This is a genomic window from Flavobacterium sp. YO64 (assembly GCF_004119505.1).
In the GTDB taxonomy this organism is placed as follows: domain Bacteria; phylum Bacteroidota; class Bacteroidia; order Flavobacteriales; family Flavobacteriaceae; genus Flavobacterium; species Flavobacterium oncorhynchi.
Map to the genome: position 1 here is coordinate 1 of NZ_NRQV01000020.1, position 24798 is coordinate 24798.

A 24798-nucleotide genomic window follows, 5' to 3' on the forward strand; every position below is an offset into this window, starting at 1 on the left:
AAACAATAAAAATAACTGCAATGCCTTTTAACAATTCATAAACTCAAAAAAACTAAATAAAAAAAACCGTAAAGAATTACGGTTTTTCGGCAATTAACTAAATATATTTAATCAACTTTTTTTCAACGAGTAAAATTCATTCATAAGCACGATTAATTTGCGATAATATTTTCGGGTATTTTTTCTTCGATTAAATCTAATAAAAATGGATTTCCATCTTCATCAAACATTGTCATATTCAACGAATCCAACAAGGTTAATTTTTTTGAAACAGCTCCTTTAAATTTATTGTACGAAAGATTCATCTCTGACAAATTCTTTAATTTCTCCAGTTCTTCAGGAATTTCACCATCAAAACTGTTATTAAATAAACTTAGGTTTTGCAAAGCATTTAAATTCAATATCTCTTTACTCAAATTTCCAGAGAATTTATTACTGTTTAAAAGCAATACTTTTAAGGTTGTTATCGTATATATTGAACCAGGCAGTTGTCCTTCAATTTCATTGTCAAATAACGAAAGTACTTCAAGCTTTTTTAAACTCCCAAAACTTAAAGGCAATTCACCAGATATTTTATTCGATGAAATATCTAGAACTTCAAGTTCTTTAAAGCTATTTACTTCATTTGGTAATGTTCCTTCTAATTTATTTTTGTGCAGATCGATCCTTTCTAAATTGACTAAATCAAAAAATTCAGGTGGTAATTCTCCTTGTAAATTATTGTCTGGCAAATTGAGCGCCGCAACTTTTCCATCTTCTATTTCAACACCATACCAAGTCGAGACCGAAAGTGATAATTCCCACTTTATTTTCCAATTTGAGCCATTTGTAGCATGATAAAATTTTAGTAACGCTTCTTTCTCTTTATCTGAAACAGTATCTGCAAAACTATTTAGAGAAAAAACAAGCATTAAAAAAAGTGTGGTTAAGCTTTTCATAACTAATTTGGGGAATTAGGTTTTTATATTTTCAAAATTAAGAAATTACTAGACATAATGCATGTATTGTCGATAAAGTGTTGATAAATAAAAAATACGTATTACTTTTACTACTTATTTAACATTTAACAACCTAACCATTTTTTAACTATTTTTGAATCAACTAATTATAAAAAACCTCATAATATGGAAATTCACTTCTCTGCGCTTTTATTAGCCGCAATTGTCACATTGGTAGTTGGTTTTATTTGGTACCATCCTAAAGTATTTGGTACAATCTGGATGAAAGAAAATAATTTTACAGAAGATGATCTTAAAACTGGAAATATGCTCAAGATATTTGGGTTTACTTATATTTTCTCTTTAATGATTACAGTAATATTAATGGGATTAACCATTCATCAATCTGGAGCCGTAGGAATGGTTGGCGGTCCGCCTTTGATTGAAGCTGCAAAACCTTCATTTAAAGCTTTTATGGCTGATTATGGCACTGCATATCGCACCTTTAAGCATGGCGCACTTCATGGGTTTATGTCAGGCTTATTCTTTGCGCTTCCAATTGTTGGAATTAATGGTTTATTTGAAAGAAAGTCTTGGAAATATATTTTTATTCATGCAGGTTATTGGATGGTTACGCTTGCTTTAATGGGCGGTATTATCTGCGGATTTGCATAAATAACAAATAACTAACCCGTTTGAAAAAGCAAATTCAAACGGGTTTTTCTTAATAATAACTTAAAGCAATTGAGTTATTATAAAAATTATCTAATTTTGAACAAATTAGCACTCTCTTTTGAATACAACTTATTCTTTTCAAATTTACAACAGCGCATCATTACTGCCTTTAGAATGGAACTCGCTGGCTGATAATAACATCTTTTTGACACGGGAATATCTCGAGATACTCGAAAATTCTTCTCCTGTAAATATGATTTGCCATTTTATTGGAATTTTTGATAAAGAAACTCTTTTGGGAATTGCATTAACTCAATTTTTATTTGCCGAAAAACTGGAATCTTTTGGCGAACGTGATCAATGCTTGAAAACTTCGGTGCGTAATTTTGCTTTCAAAAACTTTGCATCACATGTTTTATTTGTTGGCAACAATATGCTGACAGGACAAAATGCCTTTGCTTTTAGTCCAAATATAAAAGAGGCAAAAGCAATTAAAACACTTCATAAAGCAATTACACAGCTCAAAAAAGATTTAAAAGCACAAGGTAAAAAAGTACATATAACGAGTATAAAAGATTTTACTGCAAAAGAAATCGAGCCTTTGCAAGCTGAATTTAAAAACAATTATACTTTTTCGACGCAGCCCAATATGGTTTTTGAGATCAATAAAAATTGGAAAACTGAACAAGACTATATCGATGCTTTGTCAAAAAAATATCGAGATCAGTACAAGCGGGCTCGAAAAAAATCGGAAGGAATTGAAAAGAAAAAAATGTCACTTTCTGATATTCGAAAATATGAAGATGTTATTTACGAGTTGTATTTTCATGTGGCAAAAAATGCGCCTTTTAATACTTTTTTCTTAGCTCGAAATCACTTTAGCTTTTTTAAAGAAATCATGAAAGATGATTTTTTGCTTTACGGTTATTTTCTAGATGAAAAACTAATTGGTTTTAATACTTTGATAAAGAATGGAACTGTAATGGATACTTATTTTTTAGGATATGATGAAAGTATTCAACGCGAAAAAATGCTTTATTTAAATATGCTTTATGATATGATTGCCTATTCCATTAATCAAGGCTTTGAGTCAATTGTATTTGCCAGAACTGCTCTTGAAATTAAAAGTTCTGTTGGTGCAAAACCAGTAAAAATGTATGGTTTAATTACGCACAGCAATACATTAATCAATCACAATATTGGCAGATTCTTTAATTACCTGGAACCTAAGACGGAATGGCAGGAACGAAATCCTTTTAAATAGTTATAAAACTTTGGTAAAGTTCAATTTTCACTTATGGAATTGCTATTTTCATCTGCTTATGCAAAATGTGAACTTCTAGATTAGTCTGTTCGCCACAATATTCACCATCAATCTGAAAATTGACTGGATAGTCTGTTTTTATCGTTGCTTTATCTGTTGAAATAATAACAATATCATCAGAATCAATTGGCATATTACCTGTAATAATTTTTCCGATCAATAATAAATCGAGGCTTTTTAAAATTACTAATTCAAATTTCCCATCATTCATTGCACCATTTGGATTAATAACTACTCCTGTTCCATACTTTTGCGAATTGGCAATTACAAGCATTCTTGCTGTATGTTCAACTTCTTCATTATTCGCCAAAATAGTTGCAATAAAAGGTTCTTCTGATTCTTTTAAAGCCGAAAACGCCTGCAATGCATATCCCCAAAAACCTCTCAAATCGCTTTGTTCATAGTTTTTGACCAAGTTGGCATTTAAACCAAGATCGCTTAAATGAATACTTTTTTTACCATTTATACAAATCATATCCATCTCGATATAATGGTGTAAAAATGCAATTCTGAGATTCTCTTCGATACTTGACGGTAAATTTAAATCGACCGAAAGACCATTCGCAGAACCTGCAGGTAAAATGCCAAGAATTATGTCATATTGCTCCATTGCTTCGGCTACCATTTTAATGGTTCCGTCACCTCCGGCAATGATAATTCGTTCTGGATTAAATTGATTGTATAGTGTTTGTATTTCTTTTAAATCATTTTTTCCTGTAGTTTCATAAACCTTCAAATCAAAATGATTTACTGCTGCAAATTCTCTAACAGCATCAATTAAATCTGTTTTATCAAGATCTCCAGAAATAGGATTTACAACAAATAGTATATTCTTTTTCAAAATTTTATTTTTAAAACCAATTAAAATAATTAATTTACAGTACTCTATAAAAGTACGGAATTAATGAAACCAATTTTACAATTATATCGAGGTTATGCCAATGAAGAAGAATTAATTGTAATGGGGCATGTCTTTAAAAGAACTTATGACTACGATTTTCAGAAAAAAAACTTCAAAAATGCCAGCTCAATTATCAATCAGTTTAGGATAAAAACACTTGAAAATTTTGATGTTTATTTAAAGTATGGTAATCAAGAGATTCATACCAAAACGCTTGACGATGGTTATTTTAAATTTTGCATTCCGCTTGAAAAAGAAACACATTTTGGATGGATCGAATATGAAGTAAGTATAAAATACGACTCGGAAATTATTGTTTCAAAAGCAAATTTCATTAGACCACATAAAGGAAATCTAGGAATTATATCTGATATTGATGATACTTTTTTGATTTCGCATACTCAGAATATCTTTAGGAAAATATATATTTTACTCTTTAAAAATGTAAACGACCGCAGAGTATTCAAGGATGTTGTATCGCATTATCAAGCATTAAGTTCTGCCGGACGTCATAATACTGAGGGTGAAAATGCTTTTTTCTTTATCTCAAGCAGTGAATGGAATTTGTACCGATTTATTGTAAAGTTTGCCAAAATACACCATTTACCGAGAGCCGTAATTCTGTTAAAAGATATTAAACGAAGTCTTACTGACTTTTTTATGAGCGGACGGGGTAATCATGATCATAAATTTGATAAAATAAAACACGTTTTAGAATTCTATCCCAATCTTAAATATGTATTATTGGGTGATGATTCACAGCAGGATCCTGTTTTATATGAACGAATTTGTAAAATTTTCCCCGTTACTGTAGTTGCTGTTTACATAAGACAAACTGGTAAATCTCAGAAGAGCGAAGTAAAAAAAGTGATGCAAAATTTAGAATCTCTTGATGTTGCTGTTTGCTATTTTAAGGAAAGCAGCGAAGCAATTGCTCATTCTAAATCTATTGGGATTATTTAATTTGTTTCAGGTTTCAAGTTGCCATCTAGACTAGTAAATCTAACCGCAAAGCACGCAAAGTTTTTTGATCTGCGAGGTTTTATAAAACACAAAGTTCGCAAAGCTTTGTCAAAAAAACTTTGCGAACTTTTCGTAATCCTTTGTGTGCCTTGCGGTTAATCTCTATGTAAAATATTCAACTCTAAACTTGAAACAATTTTATATTAAGCGTTAAAATTATCAATTTCTTCCTGAACAATCTCCCAATCTAAAAGCAATTGGTCAAGATCTTGTTTCTTTTTATTATAAGCAGTAAAAAATGAAGCATCCTCAATATGTTTGTCATAATTAGAAGCCAGCATTTTATCGTCATGCTGAATATCTTTTTCTAATTGTTTGATTTGGCTTTCGACTTTACTCAAACGGTTTTGAAGTGCTTTTCCTTTTTTCTGATCTTCGTAAGAAGTTTTATTATTTTCTTTAGGAGCGGCTGTTTTTACAACATCTTTTTTCTCAACTTCACGCATATTTTCTAAATTACGCTGTTCTAAGAAAAAATTAATATCTCCCAAATATTCTCTGATTTTTTGATCTTTGAATTCATAAACGATATTCGACATTCCTTGCAAGAAATCCCTGTCGTGAGAAACCAACAATAAAGTTCCACCAAATTTTTGAAGAGCAGCCTTTAAAACGTTCTTAGATTTAATATCTAAGTGATTCGTAGGCTCATCCATTAACAACACATTGATTGGCTGTAATAATAGTTTACAAAGTGCTAAACGGTTACGTTCTCCTCCAGAAAGTACTTTTACTTTTTTCTCTACATCGTCGCCACGAAACAAAAATGAACCTAACATATCACGAACTTTAGAACGATTCGTATCTGTCGCCGCATCTTCCATAGTTTGAAGCAAAGTAATTTCGCCATCTAAATATTCAGCTTGATTCTGTGCGAAATACCCCAATTGCACATTATGCCCAAGTTTGATATTTCCTTGGTATTCAAACTCATTAACCAATGCTTTAATAAAAGTCGATTTTCCTTGTCCATTTTGGCCGACAAAGGCAATTTTACTGCCTCGTTCAACCAATAAACTAATATCTTTTAAAATCGTTTTATCTCCGTAAGCTTTTGTAACATCTTCTGCTTCAATAACTACTTTTCCAGGTTCTTTTGAAACTGGAAATGAGATATTCATTACTGAATTGTCATCTTCGTCAACTTCGATTCTTTCAACTTTATCTAACTTTTTAATCAACGATTGCGCCATTGAAGCTTTTGAAGCTTTTGCACGGAATTTTTCGATTAATTTTTCTGTTTCTTCAATTTTCTTCGCCTGATTTTTTTGCGTTGCTAGTTGCTTTTCGCGAATTTCATGACGTAATTCTAAATATTGAGAATATGGTTTATTAAAATCGTATGCTTTTCCTAAAGAGATTTCGATTGTACGGTTTGTAACATTGTCAAGGAACATTTTATCGTGCGATACAATTACGACAACTCCAGGATAATTACGAAGAAAGTTCTCTAACCAAATGATACTTTCGATATCTAAGTGGTTGGTTGGCTCATCCAGAAGCAATACATCGTTTGCCTGCAAAAGTAATTTTGCTAATTCGATACGCATTCTCCAACCTCCAGAAAATGTTTCGGTTTGATTATTAAAAACTTCTCTTTTAAAACCAAGTCCTAAAAGAATTTTCTCTGTATCTCCAACATAATTATAACCTCCTAAAAGATCAAAACGATGTGTATAATCAGATAAATCCTCGATGATCTGACTGTATTCTTCACTTTCATAATCAGTTCTAGTAACTAATTGATGATTAATTTCTTCAAGCTTTTTTTCTACAACTTTAATTTCGGTAAAAGCTTCATAAGCTTCTTCAAGCACGGTTCTTCCTTGTTCAAAATCAATATCCTGACGCAGAAATCCCATTCTGATATCTTTCTCTTGAGAGATAACTCCAGAATCTGGAGCAAAATCTCTTGCTAACATTTTTAGCATTGTCGATTTACCAGCTCCGTTTTTACCAACAAGACCTACGCGGTCGCCGGCACCTAAACGAAAAGTAACTTCTTCAAATAAATATGTTCCTCCAAAAGAAACCGAAAGATTGTGTATATTAAGCATAATTTGTGACTATTGTTGCAAGCAGTATTCGTACAAAAATGTACCTTTGTTTTAAATTTTTTGCAAATGTTAAAAAAAGGATCCAAACTAAATAGTATTTTAACAGGAAGTTGTCCAAAATGTCAAAATGAGAGCATGTATTCAGACAAAAATCTGCTTCATTTGACTAATGTTCTAAAAATGAACGAGAATTGCAGCCATTGCGGTTTAAAATATCAAATAGAACCTTCGTTTTTTTATGGCGCAATGTATGTTAGTTATGGTTTAAATGTTGCCGTGGGAATTGCGGCATTTATTGTTTCTTTTGTGTTTTTTGGTGCCAATATTGAACAGTCTTTTATAGCCATAGTTATTACACTAATTCTATTGTTTCCATTTGTTTTACGTCTTTCTAGAAATTTATATATCAATATGTTTGTTTCTTACGACCCAGAAACAAATCGAAAATAACTTATTTTCTCTTTTTATAGAATCGCTGAATATCAATTGTTGGATCTAATGGCTTTTTATTTTCGATAAAATCAAATAAATCTTTAGCCATTGCAGGTCCTAACATCACCCCTCTTGTGCCTAAACCATTTAGCAAATGGAGTGATTGCTGTTTATCATGTGTTCCGATAATAGGTCGTCTATCGCGAACCGTTGGGCGAACACCGCCAAAATGAGATATGATTTCGAACTCGCAATTGATAATTTCCTTAATTCGTTCGACTAATTCGGTCTTGCCTTCTTCTGTTGGCAGATCTGTTTTGTCTTTCCAATTATAGGTTGCTCCAACTTTGTACAGATGATCGCCTAAAGGCAGAATAAAGACACTGGTGTTTACAATTACATCTAGATCTAGTTCTGGCGCTTTTATAATTAGAAGCTCTCCTTTTGTACCATCAAGTGGTAATTCTTGGAAAAAAGGATTGACATGAAGTCCAAAACCTTCTGCGAAAATTATATTTTTTGTTTGATAGTCTTTGTATTGAATTGAATTATCGTTAATTATTACTTTTGAATGATCAAACGACTCTTGCAATAACAGATTATTCTCTAAGAGATACTCCTTGTATTTATCTAATAAAAGTGAGGTATCAACATAACCAGTATGTAAAACTTCACCATAATCGAATGGTGAATCTATTCCGAAATATTTTTTAAAAATTAAATTCGTTGAAAGAAATGGTGCCAAAAGAGGCTTATCTGAAGCTGCAAACCAATTGTTTTGTTCTTCTATAGAGAAAAACTTTCTAAGAATTGGCAGTTTAAAATTAAACTTAGTTTCTAGCTTAGCCTCAACATGATTATAAAAATCTTCCATTAATACAAGCTGCTCCTCCGCTTTCCAAACTTCACTAAAGCGTTTTAAAATAACAGGATTATATAATCCTCCTGCAACTCGCGATGAATTTTGAGAATTATCACTAATTACCAAAATAGACTTATTATTTCTAAGCGCAATCTCTGCAAATGAAATTCCAGCTAAACCAGATCCAACGATAATATAATCAAACATGCTGTTATGAATAGATAAAATAAAAAAAACTCTTACTACAAAGGTAATAAGAGTTTTGCTTATAATTTAATATTAGAGCATTAGTAGTTCCACATATCTTCTTCGAAATTACGAATTTTCTCTTTTACTCGTTCAGATTCTAACAATTGCTGCTGTGCATTATCTCTCATATAATCTTTAATTTCACGATCACCATACATATTCTCTTCCTTGTAAATTATAGCATTAAAACGTCTAGAATTTAAAACTTGATCAAATGAAATTGGTGCTGCAGAGTTCTTGTCGTTAAAAGCTTTTGCCTGATTCAAAACATCACGAGCATCTGGGAAGAAGACCCAAAACAATTCGATATAATCTTTTTCGTCGCTGTTCATTGTGTAAACGTCTGGCGTAACAGGACAAATTCCAAGCAAGCGATATTTTAATTCACTCTGACGTTTGTCAAAATACCAATATCCTTTAATTTTATATTGTGTAACATCAGCAGCAGTAAGATCCTGCTTCAAAATATATTCGGCAGGAACTGTTCTTGTTGGACCAACAGTTTGATCCACATAGGAAACAACTTTCTTTTTACCAGTTCCGGTAACTACCTTTTTCTTTACAACTCGAGATTTATAATCATCTGGATATTGATTAATAAGTTCCCTCCCTGCATCTGTAGTATCAATACGTGTAAGAGACCCTGCAATATCCTTCATTGTTTTTTTGGTATTAAAATAACTATCCGAATATACTTCGGTTATTTTACCCTCTCTGATCGCTCTTGTCAAAACATCATAAAGCGAACGCCTATCTGGACCAATGTTTGCAGTATCCACAGGGAAATACAACGGAAAATTAATCTTTTCATTCAGATCAATGATCTCCCATGTTGTCTTGCCCATCAGTACATCACGATCGTCTACGTAACCGTAAGATAATGGTTTATCATTATCAGAAATCAACCTTCCAGGAGATTTTTGCCCAATTTGAGCAACTGTCTTAGCATTAAGCAAATTTGATTGTGCATTTGAAGCAAAACTTCCCACAACAAAAACAAACACCATTAAAAATCTTGTTATTTTCATCATAATTTAATTATAAGACGTTATAACGCAAAAATACGAAGTTTGTTGTTATTTTTCCTACAATAAGTTAAAAATAAATTCAACCTTAAAAAACAACTAAATTTGAAGCTCTCTAAAATGCAGGTAAAATAAAAAAACTCTTACTACAAAGGTAGTAAGAGTTTTTCTTAAAATTTAATATAGATACTTAATAGTTCCACATATCTTGCTCGAAGTTACGAATCTTCTCTTTTACTCTTTCAGATTCTAACAATTGATTTTGAGCATTATCCTTCATATAGTCACTGATTGCTCTGTCTCCATATAAGTTCTCTTCTTTGTAAACAACTGCGTTAAAACGACGAGAATTTAATATTTGATCAAATGAAATTGGCAATGCCGAATTGTTATCATTGAAAGCTTTTGCTTCATGCAGTGCTTCACGTGCATTCGGGAAGAAAACCCAGAATAATTCGATATAATCCTTTTCGTCACTGTTCATTGTATAAACGTCTGGCGTTACAGGACAGATTCCAAGTAAACGATACTTCAATTCACTTTGACGTTTGTCAAAATACCAATATCCTTTAATCTTGTACTGTGTAACATCAGCAGCAGTCAAGTCTTGTTTCAAAATATATTCTGCAGGTACAGATCTTGTTGGACCAACTGTTTCGTCTACGTAAGAAACAACTTTTTTCTTACCAGTACCAGTAACAACTTTTTTCTTAACGACACGTGTTTTGTAATCATCCGGATATTGGTTGATTAATTCTCTACCAGCATCTGTTGTATCAATACGAGACAATGCACCTTCGATGTCCTTCATAGACTTTTTAGTATTAAAATAACTGTCGCTGTACACTTCAGTTATTTTACCTTTTTTGATAGCTTTCGTCAAAACGTCGTAAAGCGAACGTCTATCTGAACCAATATTAGCTGTATCAATAGGAAAGTATAATGGAAAATTGATTTTTTCATTTAAATCAATAATTTCCCAAGTAGTTTTTCCCATCAAAACATCTCTATCATCCACATAACCATAAGCTAATGGCTTATCGTTATCAGAGATAAGCTGAGCAGGAGTTTTAAGTCCAATTTGGGCTGGTGTTTTCGCGTTAAGCAAATTAGATTGCGCACTAGAAGTTAAACCTCCAGCGATAGAAACAATAGCTATTAAAAAATTTCTTACTTTCATCGTGGTATCATTATAAGATATTGAATGTAGTTTTCACTACTTATATTATTGTATTTCGTAAATTACCGGAGCAGTTCTTGGCAATAAATAACTACCAGCTCCAACAAGTTTAGTTTTAATTTCAGAAATAGTAACTTGGTCTCCTTTACCAGCTCTAGAAAGAACTTGTTTACATTGAGCATTCAATCTGTTTCCGCTTACAACAACCGTAGGCTGTCCAGCAATTTTCATATTAAATCCTACAACATCTAAACCAACTTCAAAATCAAAATCAAGTAATTTAGCTCCAATAGTAGCAATTTCTAAGTTAGATTTAGGTCCTTTTACAACACCCATCTCACCTCTAATTGTTCCTGTTGGACCAGGAATACCTTTAATTCTGAAAGTTTTCTTATCAGAAACTTTATCTCCATTTGGCAATGTTCCTGTTACAGAAATTGTAGCTTCTGTACCTGAACCTGGATTCATGTTATATTTCCCTGGTTTACCAGCCGATGATAATCCTGGAGCACTAGCTACAACTTTATTATCAGCAACACCTGCGAATGATACAGAGATTGGATTAACAACTCCTCTATAAACAACATTCATTTTATCAGCAGAAATTGTAGCAGAGTTTGGGCGAGGTACAACAACATAAGTACCTTTAAATGGCAAATTAATTTTTTTACCATCCTCAATAAAGTTAAATTGACCTCCAATATTTTGCTCACCCACACTGCCAGCTGTCAAATTAATTCTAGCTTGACCAGTAGCAGCATCTAATGACGCACCTGTTACACTTTCTGGTTTAGTATTTTCATCGTAACGACCTAACACTACTTTTCCAGTTACTTTTTCTCCTTGGAAATAAGCATTTTTATCTAAAACAACAATCGCCTCGTAATTGCTATAAGATGCCGCAGCAACTGCCGCTTTTCCTAAAGCACTGTTGTAAACATCTGCTTCTACTTTTTGAACATCATTCTGCCAAGCTGAAAGCTTTGCAGCAGATGCAATTGCAGGAAATCCTTTGAAGTGATAAGCTAAATATTTTTCTTTAATTCCGTCTTTATTTTTTACATCAGAGACGTCAAATTTTTTCTCAACTTCTGAAATAATTGCAGCATATTTTTTATCTGTTCCTAAAGCCGCTTTAATATCTGATTTGTATTTCTCGATTTTAGTGATAATTTCAGTACCTTTTTTAGTGTACCCGTCTCCTGTAAACCAGTCGTCGATATTATCACCTCTGTCCATAGACTCGTAAGGCATCTTTCCTGTTGCTTTATCAACTTCAAAACCTTTAACGGCCTGTGCTTTAAGAGTAGCTATATAATCATAAAATTCTTTTGAAATTGTTTCTACTTTATGTGCTGTTGCTGCTGCTGTTGCAAACTCTCCTTTTGCTTCTGCAGCCTTTTGATCTAAAGCAGATAATAATCCTTTGTTTGCTTCAATTGAACTCTTATTTGAACCTTCAAATTTTTCGTTCATCAAACCAAAAGCAGATATAACTTCTTTTGATACGTTCATTGCTAACATTGCGATGAAAACCAGATACATCAGGTTAATCATCTTCTGTCTAGGGGTTAATTTTCCTCCTGCCATTTTTTCTAATTAGTTCTTATTAATAAATTTAATATAATAGTCAAAAACTAATTATCCTTTGTTACTCATTGCAGAAAGCATACCACCATAAACACTGTTTAATGAAGCAATGTTTGCAGTCATAGATTGCATTTGTTCTTTTAATTTAGAAGCATTTTCAGCGATTTCGCTGTTTGCTTGTGCATTTCTTGAAGCACTTTCTAATTGTACTTTATATAAACTGTTTAATGATTCCATTTGAGCAGCAGCCATAGACATTTCTTCTGCATATTTCTTTTGTCCTGCAATAGAATCAACTGTTGGAGAAATTGCTTTTGCAGCTCCTTCAAAGTTTTTGATGCTGTTTCCTAAGCTTGACATTAACTCACCATCAATTTTAGCTTCTTTCAACATTGCATCTAATTTTTGAGATAATAATCCTTGGGCATCAGTTGGAGTTTCTACTTTCTCAGCTTTCTTTCTCGCTTGACCGTTAGCTAATTCAGGATAAACAAGAGTCCAGTCTAGTTCATCTTCAACTGGTTCAAAAGCAGATAATGCAAAAATTATTGCTTCAGTAACCAATCCAATTGAAAGCATAACAGTTCCTGTTAATGGTCCCAATTCAAAGTGAGTAATTTTGAATAAAGCTCCAATAATTACTACTGCCGCTCCCATACCATAAGCGAAATTCATTGCTTTTTTACTTAATAATGCCATAATTCTTTTTTTTAGGTTTTAATTTAAATAGATTCGATTTGGATTTGTATTGATTTTAATTGTAATATACTATTTCTTTTTACTGGTTCCGTTTCCAGTTACTTGAGTTCCCATGTAATCTTGTACAGTTCTGAAACCAATATAACTTCTTGCTGAATCAGCGTATTCGTGATCACGTGTACTTACCTGTAGGAAATAAGCAACGTCTTTCCAAGAACCACCACGAACAACTTTTCTTTGATTGTTTCCATCAATTACGTTAGGGTTCATTGTAGAAACATATTCGTATGCGTTTGGATTGTAAGCTGAATCTGTCCACTCTGAAACATTTCCTGCCATATTGTATAATCCGTAACCATTAGGATCGTATGATTTTGCCTCAACTGTATACAAAGCTTCGTCAGCTGCATAATCTCCTCTGTTAGGCTTAAAGTTTGCTAGGAAACAACCTCTATCGCTTTTAGTATAAGGACCTCCCCAAGGGTAAGTTGCAGACTCAAGACCACCTCTAGCAGCATATTCCCATTCTGCCTCTGTTGGCAATCTGAATGCATTAACTAAATCACGTCCTTTTTTCTTTGATTTGATATAACCGTTTTTGTTTAATGTTCTCCAAGCACAAAATGCTTTAGCTTGTTTCCAAGTTACACCAACTACTGGATAATCTCCGTAAGCTTTATGCCAGAAATAATCATTATGCATTGGCTCATTGTACGAATAAGCGAAATCTTTAATCCAAACTGTTGTATCTGGATAAACACTTACTTGCTCTGTTTTAACAAAGTCTTTTCTTTTTCCAACTTTAGCTTTTGCTGCTGCTTGAATATCCATCCAAGAATAACGGAATTTCAATTTATTTACATCAATTGTTCTTAAACCATTATATGATTCTTCAATTGGTAAATACATAGAATCCATTACCTCAGCATAATACTCATCTGGATAAGCTTTTGTATCTTTTATTAACTTAACTTTTTTGTTTAATTTTCTACCAGCATACGGATCGTCTTTTGTTCCTACGCTATAATAGTTATCATACATATATTTATCATAAGCTGTCATTTTATCCGGCTCAGAATCATTAAATGCATAATCAGCGATACTACCACCTTTACTGCCTTTACCACCAGTACTTTTTTGACCAGTTTCATCAGCTAAAATAGCCAGACGAACTCTCATTGTAGAATCTTTTACCCATTCTACAAATTGACGATACTCACTGTTAGTAATCTCAGTTTCATCCATATAAAATGAACGAACAGTTACTGATTTAGTTGGAGCATCTTCCACATTAGCTAAATCAGCATCTGATTTACCCATAATAAAAGATCCACCCGGAACCAATGTCATTCCATAAGGCTTTTCAGGATGCCATTTCCCTCCTGTAACACCGACTAACTCACCTTTGTCACCTGACTTACCACAGCCAATTACTAGTGTTAACATTGCTGTAAATGCAATAAACTTCTTCATATAAATTTGGGATTATCTATTCATTATTATAGTTCGTAAACGTATTTATTATTTATCTAAAAAACAATACTACTCGCGAAATTTATTTTACCGTTCAAAAATAATGTTAAATAAAATAAAAAAAAATATTTCATCGACAAACTAACCGAAAAAATCGACGTAAAACACGTTTTTTTATCATATATAAACCTTATCTTACTAAAAAATATTTTGCAATATTTTGTAATTCAAAAAAATTAAGAATTCTATTGAATTTTTGCCCTATAAAGCATTTTTTCGCTGTGCTTTCCACCATCTTTCTGGCAATTCTTGGTTGCAAGCACTCAAATATTCTTCATATGAACATGGTAATAACGTATTTCTTTTTAGTTTATTGCTGCCATTTGTTTCGAATGGAATTTCTATCCACCATCTGTCTGTTTTATCACTTTTATAAAACACCAACTCCTCTTCTTCCAAAGGAACAATATACTTTAAGTAATTCGTTCTGCTTCCAAAAGGATACTCTTTTGAACGATAATGATACCCTTCAATAAAATACCATACAATTTGAGCAATAATAGGTGATTCCTGCGCTGTACTGTTGTGATTAAAAATTCCAAATGAAGAAACTTTATCACTAATTCCAGCATATCTCGCCAAAGCGCAAATTTCTTTTCCGTTAAAACCGTTTGGCTCAAAAGTAACAACATTACCTGAAGCAGAAGACTTAACAGAATTCAAATCAATACTCACTAAATCAGCATCTCTGAATACTGGTTCAGCCAGCGTAATTTTATTTGAAATTTCACCTAAACGGTAAGCATCAAAAAACAACTTCTCGATTAAATCAATTTCTTCTTGTGAATTATAATAGGTCTGATAACCAATATTACAGTAGTTAAAAAGATTATTTGGCGCATCAATAATGATTTTAGTCAGATAAGAATTAGCCGAAACCAGTTCGTTTTCTTTACCAAAATCAAACCTATTATCTACAGAAACCAAATTCACCATTTGCTCTAAATCATCGTAAGCACGATACAAAGCATAGGTCAAATCTTGTGAACCTCCAAGGACTATAGGAATCACTTTATTCTTAATTAAAGTCGAAGTAACTTTTTTTACTGCGAAATAAGTATCCTCTACTGAATCACCTGCAAGAATATCCCCAAGGTCAGCTATAGATGCATCCCAATTACCAGGAAACATTCCGTACAGTTTTTTACGAACCGCTGTAAGGTTTACTTCATTTATCATATTGATATTTCGGCGATCTTCAAGAACGCCGACAATAGCAATATTAATTTTATCAATATCAGGAAATTGATCTTGTGTATGCAACACAATTTTACTGCCGAGTTCTTGTGAAGACAATGAACTAATGAAGTTTACCATGCCTTCATTTAGCGGTTGTAGAAAATCAAATTCCATTTATTATTTCTTTTTAGCAGCTGGTTTTTTAGCTGGAGTTTTTTTAGTTGTTGCCGCTTTTTTCGCTGGCGCTTTTTTTGCTGGAGTTTTCTTAGCAATCATTTCTTGAACTTCTGCCAATGTTAATTTTGTCGCATCAACATCTTTACTCAATTCAATTTTGATTTTACCTTTTGTAATCACTGAACGCCCCCAACGCGCTTTCTCAACCAAAATTCCTTCGTCTTCCCAATTGTGAAGTACTTTATCTATATTTTTTTGCAATTTATCTTCAATCAGTTCTTCAACATCAGCCTGAGATAGATTATCAAAATTGTATTTTTTGCTCACATTTACAAAAAGACCATTCCATTTGATGAACGGACCAAAACGCCCCACACCTTTCTGAACAGGCTCTCCTTTATACATTGCAATTGGCGCATCAGCAAGTGCTTTTTCGTCAATTAACTCCTGTGCTCTTTCTTTTGAAACGCCTAAAGGATCTTCACCGCGAGGTAATGAAATAAATACGCTTCCGTGACGAACATACGGACCATATCGACCGTTACTGACTTCTACTTCCTCTCCTTTATATTCTCCTAAATTTTTAGGCAGTAAGAATAAGTTCAAAGCTTCTTCAAGCGTGATATTTCCAATGTTTTGATCTGCCATTAAGCTGGCAAACTTTTTATCTTCGTCGTCTGCTTCTCCAATTTGAGCCATTGGTCCAAATTTTCCTAAACGAACAGAAACTTGTCTTCCGTCAGCATCTTTTCCTAGGATTCTTTCACCGCTTTCACGTTCAGCATTTGCCTCAACTTCTTTTACATTTGGGTGAAATTTATTGTAGAAATCCTGCATCATTTTTGCCCAGTCAATATTTCCTTCGGCAATTTCATCGAAATCCTGCTCAACTTTTGCAGTAAAATTATAATCTAAAATATTTCCGAAGTTTTTAACCAAGAAATCTGTCACAATAGTTCCGATATCTGTTGGAACCAATTTTCCTTTATCAGAACCTGTATTTTCTTTTAAAAGCTTCTCTCCTACTTTACTGTTTTGCAAAGTAAGCTGTGTATAATTACGTTCCTGACCTTCAAGAGTTCCTTTTTCAACATAATTTCTATTGATAATTGTTGAAATAGTTGGCGCATAAGTAGACGGACGCCCAATTCCAAGTTCCTCTAGTTTCTTCACCAAAGATGCCTCAGTATAACGTGCCGGCGGTCTTGAATATCGTTCTGTCGCTGTAATATAATTATTCGCTAGTTTTTCATTTACTTTTAATGCAGGAAGCATTCCTTCTTGTTCCTCTTCATCATCATCGTGACCTTCTAAGTACACTTTTAAGAAACCTTCAAAAAGCAAAACTTCCCCAGAAGCCGTAAAAATTTCGCTGTGATTATCGGCTTCAATTTTTACGTTTGTTCTTTCCAACTGCGCATCACTCATTTGTGACGCCAAAGTTCTTTTCCAAATCAAATCGTACAAACGAGCCTGATCACGATCAATATTTACAGTATGACGAGACATATCTGTTGGACGAATTGCTTCGTGCGCTTCTTGTGCTCCTTTATTTTTGTTAGCAAAAACTCTCGGTTTTGAAAATTCTTTTCCGTATGATTTTATAATTTCAGCTTCAGCGGCATCCATTGCTTCTTTTGAAAGATTTACCGAGTCCGTTCTCATATAAGTAATAAGTCCGGCTTCGTATAAACGCTGTGCTAACTGCATTGTAATTCCAACTGGTAAATACAATTTTCTTGCTGCTTCTTGTTGCAGCGTAGAAGTTGTAAAAGGTGCTGTTGGAGATTTTTTGGTAGGTTTAGTTTCTAAATCGGCTACCTTATATTTAGAACCGATATTTTGATTTAAGAAATCTTCGGCTTCTTTTTTAGTATTGAAGTTTTTTGGCAGTTTTGCTTTAAAAGCTTTTCCTGCTTCGTTTACAAATTCAGCAACAATTGAATATGTTGCAACTGCATTAAAGTTTTGAATTTCGCGCTCTCTCTCGACAATCAAACGTACAGAAACTGATTGTACACGACCTGCTGAAAGTCCGCCTTTAATTTTTCTCCATAAAACTGGAGATAATTCGTAACCTACTAAACGATCCAGAACACGACGTGCTTGTTGTGCGTTTACTAAATTATAGTCGATTTCTCTTGGATTATCGATTGCTTTAAGAATCGCAGATTTTGTAATCTCATGAAAAACAATACGTTTCGTCTTCTTTTTATCAAGTTTCAATTCTTCCGCCAGGTGCCAAGAAATAGCTTCCCCCTCGCGGTCCTCATCGCTTGCTAACCAAACCGTTTCGGCATTCTTAGATAGTGTTTTAAGTTTACTTACCAAAGCTTTTTTATCCGAAGAAACTTCATATTTTGGCTTAAAACCATTCTCTACATCTACTCCTATTTCCTTTGATGGTAAGTCGGCTATGTGACCATAACTTGACTCCACCTGAAAATCGTTCCCTAGAAATTTCTCGATTGTTTTCGCCTTTGCAGGTGACTCCACTATTACTAAATTCTTTGCCATTGCTCTATTTTTCTGCAACAAAAGTATTTATTTTTTTTAAATATTAACCTCGTCAATTCATTTTTGAGTTATTTTAGTATTATGTTTCTTAAAATTGAAGATTTATCTGAACTATTCTTTATTATATATATAGGTGTAAATTTTACTATTCGATAACCGAGAAATATGCTTTTTATTTATGAGTTTAAACAACCATCCATATCGCTTTACTAATCTAGAAATAGAACTACAATCTCTGAAAATTAAATTTGTTAATTCTTTCCCTGCCATCTTGTCATATTGATCGTATTTACGCTATCTTTGCACTTTGAATTTTTACAATGGAAAAGATTATTGAAGAAAGCAAACAAGGCGAAAGTCTTGTTTTAGAAAATAAACCCGAGAATACTAAAAAACTTTTTATAGAAAGTTACGGCTGTGCGATGAATTTTTCAGACAGTGAAGTCGTAGCTTCCATTTTGTCTGACGGCGGATACAACACTACTTCAGTTCTTGAAGAAGCTGATTTGGTTTTGGTAAACACTTGTTCTATTCGTGACAAAGCCGAACAAACGATTCGTAAACGTCTAGAAAAATACAATGCAGTAAAACGTACAAATCCAAAAATGAAAGTGGGCGTTTTAGGCTGTATGGCCGAGCGTTTGAAAAGTCAGTTTTTAGAAGAAGAAAAAATAGTCGATCTTGTTGTCGGCCCTGACGCTTACAAAGATCTTCCAAATTTGTTAGCGGAAGTTGAAGAAGGTCGTGACGCCATAAATGTAATTTTATCAAAAGAAGAAACTTACGGGGATATTTCGCCGGTTCGTTTAATGAGCAACGGAATCACAGCTTTGGTTTCAATTACACGAGGATGTGATAATATGTGTACGTTTTGTGTTGTGCCTTTTACACGCGGACGTGAGCGCAGTCGTGAACCGCAAAGTATCATGGCTGAAATTCAGGATTTATGGAACAAAGGTTTTAAAGAAATTACACTTTTAGGACAAAACGTTGACAGTTACCTTTGGTATGGCGGTGGTTTGAAGAAGGATTTTGTAAATGCTTCTGAAATGCAAAAAGCAACGGCTGTCGATTTTGACCAATTACTTGAAATGGTTGCGGTTGGTTTTCCTAAAATGCGTATCCGTTTTTCAACCTCGAATCCGCAGGATATGCATGAGAGTATCTTGCATGTTATTGCGAAGTATCCAAATATCTGTAAACACATTCACTTACCAGTTCAATCTGGAAGTAACCGAATTTTAAAAGAAATGAATCGTCTGCATACTCGTGAAGAATATATGGCTTTGATTGACAAAATTAGAGCGATTATTCCAAATGCTTCGATTTCACAAGATATGATTGCTGGTTTCCCAACAGAAACAGAGCAAGATCACCAAGACACAATGAGTTTAATGGAATATGTGAAATATAATTTTGGTTATATGTATTCGTATTCTGAACGCCCAGGAACTTTGGCTGGAAGAAAAATGGAAGATGATGTTGAAGAAGAAACTAAAGCCCGAAGATTACAGGAAATTGTCGATTTGCAGCAAAAACACGCTTGGTTTAGAAGTGAAGAATTTGTTGGACAAGTTGTTGAAGTTCTAGTAGAAAAAGTTTCTAAAAAATCAAAAGAAGAATTCTCTGGAAGAAATTCTCAAAGTATAACAGTCGTTTTCCCGAAAGAGAATTATAAAATTGGAGACTTTGTAAATGTAAAAATTACAAGCTGTACCAGCGGAACTTTAAAAGGTGAAGCGATTGGACTTAGCAGCATGAATTAATTTTAGTTTGCCACGAATTACACAAATTTACACGAATTTTCTTTCATTTATTTTTGAATTAATAAATTTTCTTGAAAAAGTAAATTATGGAATTGTATAGAAAAGAAGAGTATTTTAAAATTGTCGGCATTTGTATGGAAATTCATAGAATACTCGGTGGAGGGCTTCTAGAAATAGTTTATAAAGATGCACTAGAATATGAATTTAGAAAGCACAATATTCCTTTTGAACGTGAAAAGGAATATAACATTCAATATAAAGACATTGTTCTAGCACATAAATTCTATGCTGATTTTGTTGTCTACGATGAAATTATTTTAGAAGTCAAAGCATCAAAAGACATCATTGATAAATATACTGCTCAAACAATCAATTATTTAAAACTGGCAGATAGTGATTTAGGAATTATTGTTAACTTTAATAAAAAGTCCTTACAACATAAAAGAGTTGTTCATTGACCACTTTTCAAAAATTTGTGAAATTCGAGAAATTCGTGGCAAAAGAAAAAAAGAAGATACATGGAAACAGTTCAAGCAATAAAACAACGATTTGAGATTATTGGCAATGACCCAAAATTAAATCGTGCTATCGAAAAAGCCATTCAGGTTGCTCCTACTGATATTTCGGTAATGGTGACTGGAGAAAGTGGTGTTGGTAAAGAAAATATTCCTAGAATTATACACTCGCTTTCACACAGAAAGCACGGAAAATATATTGCGGTAAACTGTGGAGCGATTCCGGAAGGAACAATTGACAGCGAACTTTTTGGACACGAAAAAGGAGCTTTTACAGGAGCTACAAGCACACGTGAAGGTTATTTTGAAGTTGCCGACGGCGGAACAATCTTCTTGGATGAAGTGGGTGAATTACCGCTGACAACGCAAGTTCGTTTACTTCGTGTTTTGGAAAATGGAGAATTTATAAAAGTAGGTTCGTCTCAGGTTCAAAAAACCAACGTTCGTATTGTTGCTGCTACAAATGTGAATTTATTTAATGCTATCGAAAAAGGAAAATTTCGTGAAGACTTATATTATCGTTTAAGTACAGTCGAAATTACATTACCTCCATTGCGTGAACGAAATGACGATATTCATTTATTGTTTAGAAAATTTGTGGCCGATTTTGCTCATAAATACAAAATGCCTCCTTTAAAATTAGATGACGATGCTGTAAATGTATTGCAAAAATTTAGATGGAACGGAAATATCCGTCAGCTTCGAAATGTAGCTGAACAAATTTCGGTTTTAGAAACCAATCGCGATATTTCGGCAGCCACTTTACAATCGTATCTTCCTGCTGAAGGAAGCAACCTGCCATCTGTAATAAGCGACAGTAAAAAAGAAAGTGATTTTAGCACAGAAAGAGATATTTTGTACAAAGTCCTTTTTGATATGAAAAGCGATCTGAATGATTTAAAAAAATTGACTTTAGAGTTAATGAAGAACGGCACTTCAAAAGTTCAGGATATCAACCCGAATTTAATTCAGAAAATATACGGTTCACAGGAAAATGAAAGCGAGATTGATTTTGAAGAAGAACCAAGAACTGCTGTTATGACCCCTGCAGGCCGCGAAGAAAATTATCAAATGCCTGAAGACAATTATTTGTTTGCCGAAACCATTGAAGAAGAAGAGATTTTACGTTTAGAACAAAAAGAAATCGAAATGATCAAAAAATCATTAGAAAAAAACAAAGGAAAACGTAAAGCTGCTGCTGATGAATTAGGTATCTCTGAAAGAACTTTATACCGAAAAATTAAACAATTTGATTTATAGTTTTAGTGCAAAGTCGAAAAAACACCAAAACATTTTAAACCAAAAATGAATACCTTTGATCCAAGCGTCAGTAAACTGGCGAAGCAATACTTAAAATAAAAAATGAAAAACTTAAAATATCTTTTTATTCTATTAATAGCAACCACTTTCAGCGGCTGCGGTGTTTACAATTTTACGGGAACGGGACCAATTGACGCAAAAACTTTTCAAGTTAACTTTTTCCAAAACAACGCTGATTTGATTGAACCCGGAATAGACAGACAATTTACATTGGCATTGCAAGATTTAATTCAAAATCAAACCAATTTAAACTTGGTAAGTACTGGTGGAGAATTAACATACGAAGGAGAAATTGTAGATTACAGAATCACGCCAATGACAGCAACCGCTGTTACATCAACAGGTGACGTGGGAGCAGCACAAAACCGTTTGACGATTCGAATAAATGTTCGCTTCACAAACAAAAAGAAAGAAACAGATGATTTCGAAAGAACATTTGAGTTTTACTTCGATTTCCCTGGAAATGAATTACCAACAGGTAGTGTTTTAAACACAGCAATTCAAACTATTTTTGAGAGAATTACTCAGGATGTCTTTAATGAATCATTAGCAAAATGGTAGCTTTTTAATTTAACTGTTAAAAAGTTTATTCGTAAAATCGATAAATTGATGCAATAGTCGAACCTTTCAAATCAAAAAAACAATAATTAGACGATTAAATAAAAAGAGAAATGAATGTAACTGATTATACTTACTTAATGAACAAACCCGATGCTATTACAGAACAGCAGGCAGAAGCATTAGGAAGTGTTTTGAATGAATTTCCGTATTTTCAAAGTGCCAGAGCATTGCGATTAAAAGGACTTTACAACCAAAACAGCTTTAAGTATAACTATGCCTTAAAAGTTACTGCTGCTCACACAGCTGATCGTTCAGTATTATTTGATTTTATTACCTCAGAAAATTTCACCACAATTCAAGGTGAATATTACGATCGTAAACTTCAAGATTTACTAGAAATAACTGTTGTTGACAGCGAAATTGTCTCGCCTAAACCAATCGATAAAGTTACATTTACAAAAATTGACCCTATTGAACAGTCTATTTTAAACTCGATTAAAGAAGCCTCAAATGTAGTATTTGAAGAACCTGCAAAAATTATAGAAAAACCTATTGATCCTATTATTGAAAAATCAATCTTAAGTTCGATAAAAGAAGCTGCAGCAAATACTTTTGAAGAAAAAGTAAAAACAGAAGAACCAGCAACTCTTGTTAACGAATCAATAATTGCAAGCCCTAGTGAAGAAGAAATTTTAAACACTTTTAAAGAGGCTGAAAAAACAGAGAGCACTCCAACAGAAACTATTATTGAGTCCTCTATTATAAGTCCTACTGAAGAAGAAATATTAAATACTTTTGAAGAAGTGACAAAATCAGAAGAAAAAACAATTGAACCGGTTACCGAACAGAAAGCAGTTACACCAATTAAAGGAGCAATTCCAACTTTCTTCGAAGAAATTGTAGACGACGAAATCGAAGAAGTAAGAGTTTCTCCAATCGAAGAATCAATTTTGAGTTCAATAAAAGAGGCGTCAACGATTGTTTTTGATAAAGTAAAAACAGAAGAAGAACCAAAAGAAACAGAGAGCTCTGAACCTGTAAAAAATGCCGAAAAAAATCTTGAAATAGGAAAACCATTAGATTTCTCTGATAACGAAAAACATTCTTTTCAAGAATGGCTGCAACTGGCAAAAACTGAACCTATTGACCGAACTGAGGACACAGCAAATAATAATGAAGCCAAAACAGCTGAGGAAGTTGAGAGAATTGAGGAAGAAAAAAAGAAAAAGGCAGAAATAATCGATAAGTTTATCGAAACAAATCCTAAAATATCTCCAATAAAACAGACTGCAATAACCCCTGCAGTACAATTCGACATTAATAAAGAGGATAATTCTTACTTAATGACAGAGACTTTAGCCAGAGTATATTTAGAACAAAAAAAATATACCAAAGCGATACAAGCATATGAAATATTAATTTTGAAATATCCAGAAAAAATTACTTTCTTTGCAGACCGCATTTCGGATATAAAGATTTTACAACAAAATAACAATAACAATTAAGCAATGAGCACATTTTCAATTTTTTTAGTTTTAATCACAATAGTTTGTTTTCTATTGATCGTAGTAATCATGGTTCAAAACCCTAAAGGAGGAGGATTATCTTCTACTATCAGCGGAACTCAAATGTTAGGCGGTGTTCAAAAAACAACTGACTTTTTAGACAAAAGTACTTGGACATTAGCAACTATTTTGATTGTTTTAATTTTACTTTCAAGCTTAAGCTTTACAGGATCATTAAACGACACAGGATCTAAAATTATTGAAAAAACAGAAGCTCCTGCTGCAACTACACCAGCTGCACCAGCACAGCAAACTCCTGCTCCGGCAGCACCTGCGACAAAATAATAATTTTGATATAAATTAAAATGCCAGCCTGTCAAAGCTGGCATTTTTTTTAAGAAATAATGTCAGTTTTATGAGCATGGCATAGTTTCTGAAAGTTTTTAGAACATTAAAAAACGTATAACCTAATAACATAATAAAATCATGGCTTTAAACATAAAACCGCTTTCAGACCGCGTACTTATTGAGCCTGTTGCAGCTGAAACTAAAACTGCTTCAGGAATCTTTATTCCAGATACTGCCAAAGAAAAACCACAAAAAGGAACTGTAGTTGCAGTAGGAAACGGATCAAAAGATCACACAATGACTGTAAAAGTTGGCGACACGGTACTTTACGGTAAATACGCAGGAACTGAATTAAAACTAGAAGGAACTGATTATTTGATTATGCGTGAAGACGACATCTTAGCGATAATCTAAAAATACAT

Annotated in this window: 22 protein-coding genes; 11 read left to right on the forward strand and 11 right to left on the reverse strand. The window is 33.2% G+C overall.

Annotation, left to right across the window (positions count from 1 at the left end):
• Positions 1–152: 152 nt before the first annotated feature.
• The gene (locus BOW57_RS14415) at positions 153–938 is read right to left on the reverse strand and encodes a Two component regulator three Y domain protein (protein ID WP_129055220.1); all 786 of its coding nucleotides are present in this window, start codon (positions 936–938) and stop codon (positions 153–155) included.
• Positions 939–1124: 186 nt separating this feature from the next.
• On the opposite strand from BOW57_RS14415, the gene BOW57_RS14420 reads away from it, so the two are divergent.
• Both BOW57_RS14420 and BOW57_RS14425 read left to right on the forward strand, forming a co-directional pair.
• Complete coding sequence (locus tag BOW57_RS14420) at positions 1125–1613, forward strand: DUF1761 domain-containing protein (protein ID WP_129055221.1); 489 nt, start codon at positions 1125–1127, stop codon at positions 1611–1613.
• Positions 1614–1731: 118 nt separating this feature from the next.
• Positions 1732–2877 carry a GNAT family N-acetyltransferase gene (locus BOW57_RS14425; RefSeq protein ID WP_129055223.1) on the forward strand — a complete coding sequence of 382 codons (1146 nt, stop codon included), beginning with the start codon at positions 1732–1734 and terminating at the stop codon, positions 2875–2877.
• A gap of 31 nt (positions 2878–2908) precedes the next feature.
• Here BOW57_RS14425 and BOW57_RS14430 read toward each other — a convergent pair whose 3' ends face one another.
• Positions 2909–3778, reverse strand: coding sequence for a diacylglycerol kinase family protein (locus BOW57_RS14430; RefSeq protein ID WP_129055225.1), 870 nt, complete (start codon positions 3776–3778; stop codon positions 2909–2911).
• A 63-nt stretch (positions 3779–3841) separates the two neighbouring features.
• Between BOW57_RS14430 and BOW57_RS14435 the strand changes: the two genes are divergently transcribed.
• Positions 3842–4801, forward strand: coding sequence for an App1 family protein (locus BOW57_RS14435; RefSeq protein ID WP_129055227.1), 960 nt, complete (start codon positions 3842–3844; stop codon positions 4799–4801).
• Positions 4802–5004: 203 nt separating this feature from the next.
• On the opposite strand, the gene abc-f is transcribed toward BOW57_RS14435, so the two are convergent.
• Positions 5005–6918, reverse strand: coding sequence for a ribosomal protection-like ABC-F family protein (gene abc-f / locus BOW57_RS14440; RefSeq protein WP_089053977.1), 1914 nt, complete (start codon positions 6916–6918; stop codon positions 5005–5007).
• A 66-nt stretch (positions 6919–6984) separates the two neighbouring features.
• Here abc-f and BOW57_RS14445 point away from each other — a divergent pair, with 66 nt between their 5' ends.
• Entirely contained in the window at positions 6985–7368 is a 384-nt protein-coding gene (locus BOW57_RS14445) for a DUF983 domain-containing protein (protein ID WP_129055229.1), read from the forward strand.
• A gap of 1 nt (position 7369) precedes the next feature.
• Here the strand turns inward: BOW57_RS14445 and BOW57_RS14450 are convergent, their stop codons facing one another.
• The 8 genes from BOW57_RS14450 to topA all read right to left on the reverse strand — a co-directional run bounded on the left by BOW57_RS14450 (position 7370) and on the right by topA (position 18361).
• Positions 7370–8419: an FAD-binding oxidoreductase gene (locus tag BOW57_RS14450; protein WP_129055232.1), complete on the reverse strand. Its 1050-nt coding sequence runs from the start codon at positions 8417–8419 to the stop codon at positions 7370–7372.
• Positions 8420–8499: 80 nt separating this feature from the next.
• Entirely contained in the window at positions 8500–9489 is a 990-nt protein-coding gene (gldN, locus tag BOW57_RS14455) for a gliding motility protein GldN (RefSeq protein ID WP_129055302.1), read from the reverse strand.
• Between the two features lie 187 nt (positions 9490–9676).
• Positions 9677–10666: a gliding motility protein GldN gene (gene gldN, locus BOW57_RS14460; RefSeq protein ID WP_129055234.1), complete on the reverse strand. Its 990-nt coding sequence runs from the start codon at positions 10664–10666 to the stop codon at positions 9677–9679.
• A 45-nt stretch (positions 10667–10711) separates the two neighbouring features.
• Positions 10712–12256 (reverse strand): gliding motility protein GldM, encoded by a 1545-nt coding sequence (gene gldM / locus BOW57_RS14465; RefSeq protein ID WP_129055236.1) that lies wholly within the window; start codon positions 12254–12256, stop codon positions 10712–10714.
• 51 nt (positions 12257–12307) lie between these two features.
• A complete protein-coding gene (gene gldL / locus BOW57_RS14470) occupies positions 12308–12955 on the reverse strand; it encodes a gliding motility protein GldL (protein WP_089053983.1) in 648 nt (215 codons plus the stop codon).
• Positions 12956–13024: 69 nt separating this feature from the next.
• Positions 13025–14428, reverse strand: a complete 1404-nt coding sequence (gldK, locus tag BOW57_RS14475) for a gliding motility lipoprotein GldK (RefSeq protein WP_129023791.1) — start codon at positions 14426–14428, stop codon at positions 13025–13027.
• Positions 14429–14689: 261 nt separating this feature from the next.
• Positions 14690–15841, reverse strand: coding sequence for a formimidoylglutamase (locus BOW57_RS14480; protein ID WP_089053985.1), 1152 nt, complete (start codon positions 15839–15841; stop codon positions 14690–14692).
• Positions 15842–15844: 3 nt separating this feature from the next.
• Positions 15845–18361: a type I DNA topoisomerase gene (gene topA, locus BOW57_RS14485; protein ID WP_089053986.1), complete on the reverse strand. Its 2517-nt coding sequence runs from the start codon at positions 18359–18361 to the stop codon at positions 15845–15847.
• A gap of 320 nt (positions 18362–18681) precedes the next feature.
• On the opposite strand from topA, the gene miaB reads away from it, so the two are divergent.
• From miaB to groES, 7 genes are all read left to right on the forward strand, one after another.
• A complete protein-coding gene (miaB, locus tag BOW57_RS14490; protein ID WP_129055238.1) occupies positions 18682–20127 on the forward strand; it encodes a tRNA (N6-isopentenyl adenosine(37)-C2)-methylthiotransferase MiaB in 1446 nt (481 codons plus the stop codon).
• Between the two features lie 86 nt (positions 20128–20213).
• Entirely contained in the window at positions 20214–20585 is a 372-nt protein-coding gene (locus BOW57_RS14495; protein WP_129055240.1) for a GxxExxY protein, read from the forward strand.
• A gap of 60 nt (positions 20586–20645) precedes the next feature.
• Positions 20646–21902, forward strand: coding sequence for a sigma-54-dependent Fis family transcriptional regulator (locus BOW57_RS14500; protein WP_089053989.1), 1257 nt, complete (start codon positions 20646–20648; stop codon positions 21900–21902).
• 102 nt (positions 21903–22004) lie between these two features.
• Entirely contained in the window at positions 22005–22523 is a 519-nt protein-coding gene (locus BOW57_RS14505; protein ID WP_129055242.1) for an LptE family protein, read from the forward strand.
• A 110-nt stretch (positions 22524–22633) separates the two neighbouring features.
• Positions 22634–24028: a tetratricopeptide repeat protein gene (locus tag BOW57_RS14510; protein ID WP_129055244.1), complete on the forward strand. Its 1395-nt coding sequence runs from the start codon at positions 22634–22636 to the stop codon at positions 24026–24028.
• A 3-nt stretch (positions 24029–24031) separates the two neighbouring features.
• Positions 24032–24373, forward strand: a complete 342-nt coding sequence (secG, locus tag BOW57_RS14515; RefSeq protein ID WP_089053992.1) for a preprotein translocase subunit SecG — start codon at positions 24032–24034, stop codon at positions 24371–24373.
• Positions 24374–24514: 141 nt separating this feature from the next.
• Positions 24515–24790 (forward strand): co-chaperone GroES, encoded by a 276-nt coding sequence (groES, locus tag BOW57_RS14520; RefSeq protein WP_012023920.1) that lies wholly within the window; start codon positions 24515–24517, stop codon positions 24788–24790.
• Positions 24791–24798 lie beyond the last annotated feature (8 nt).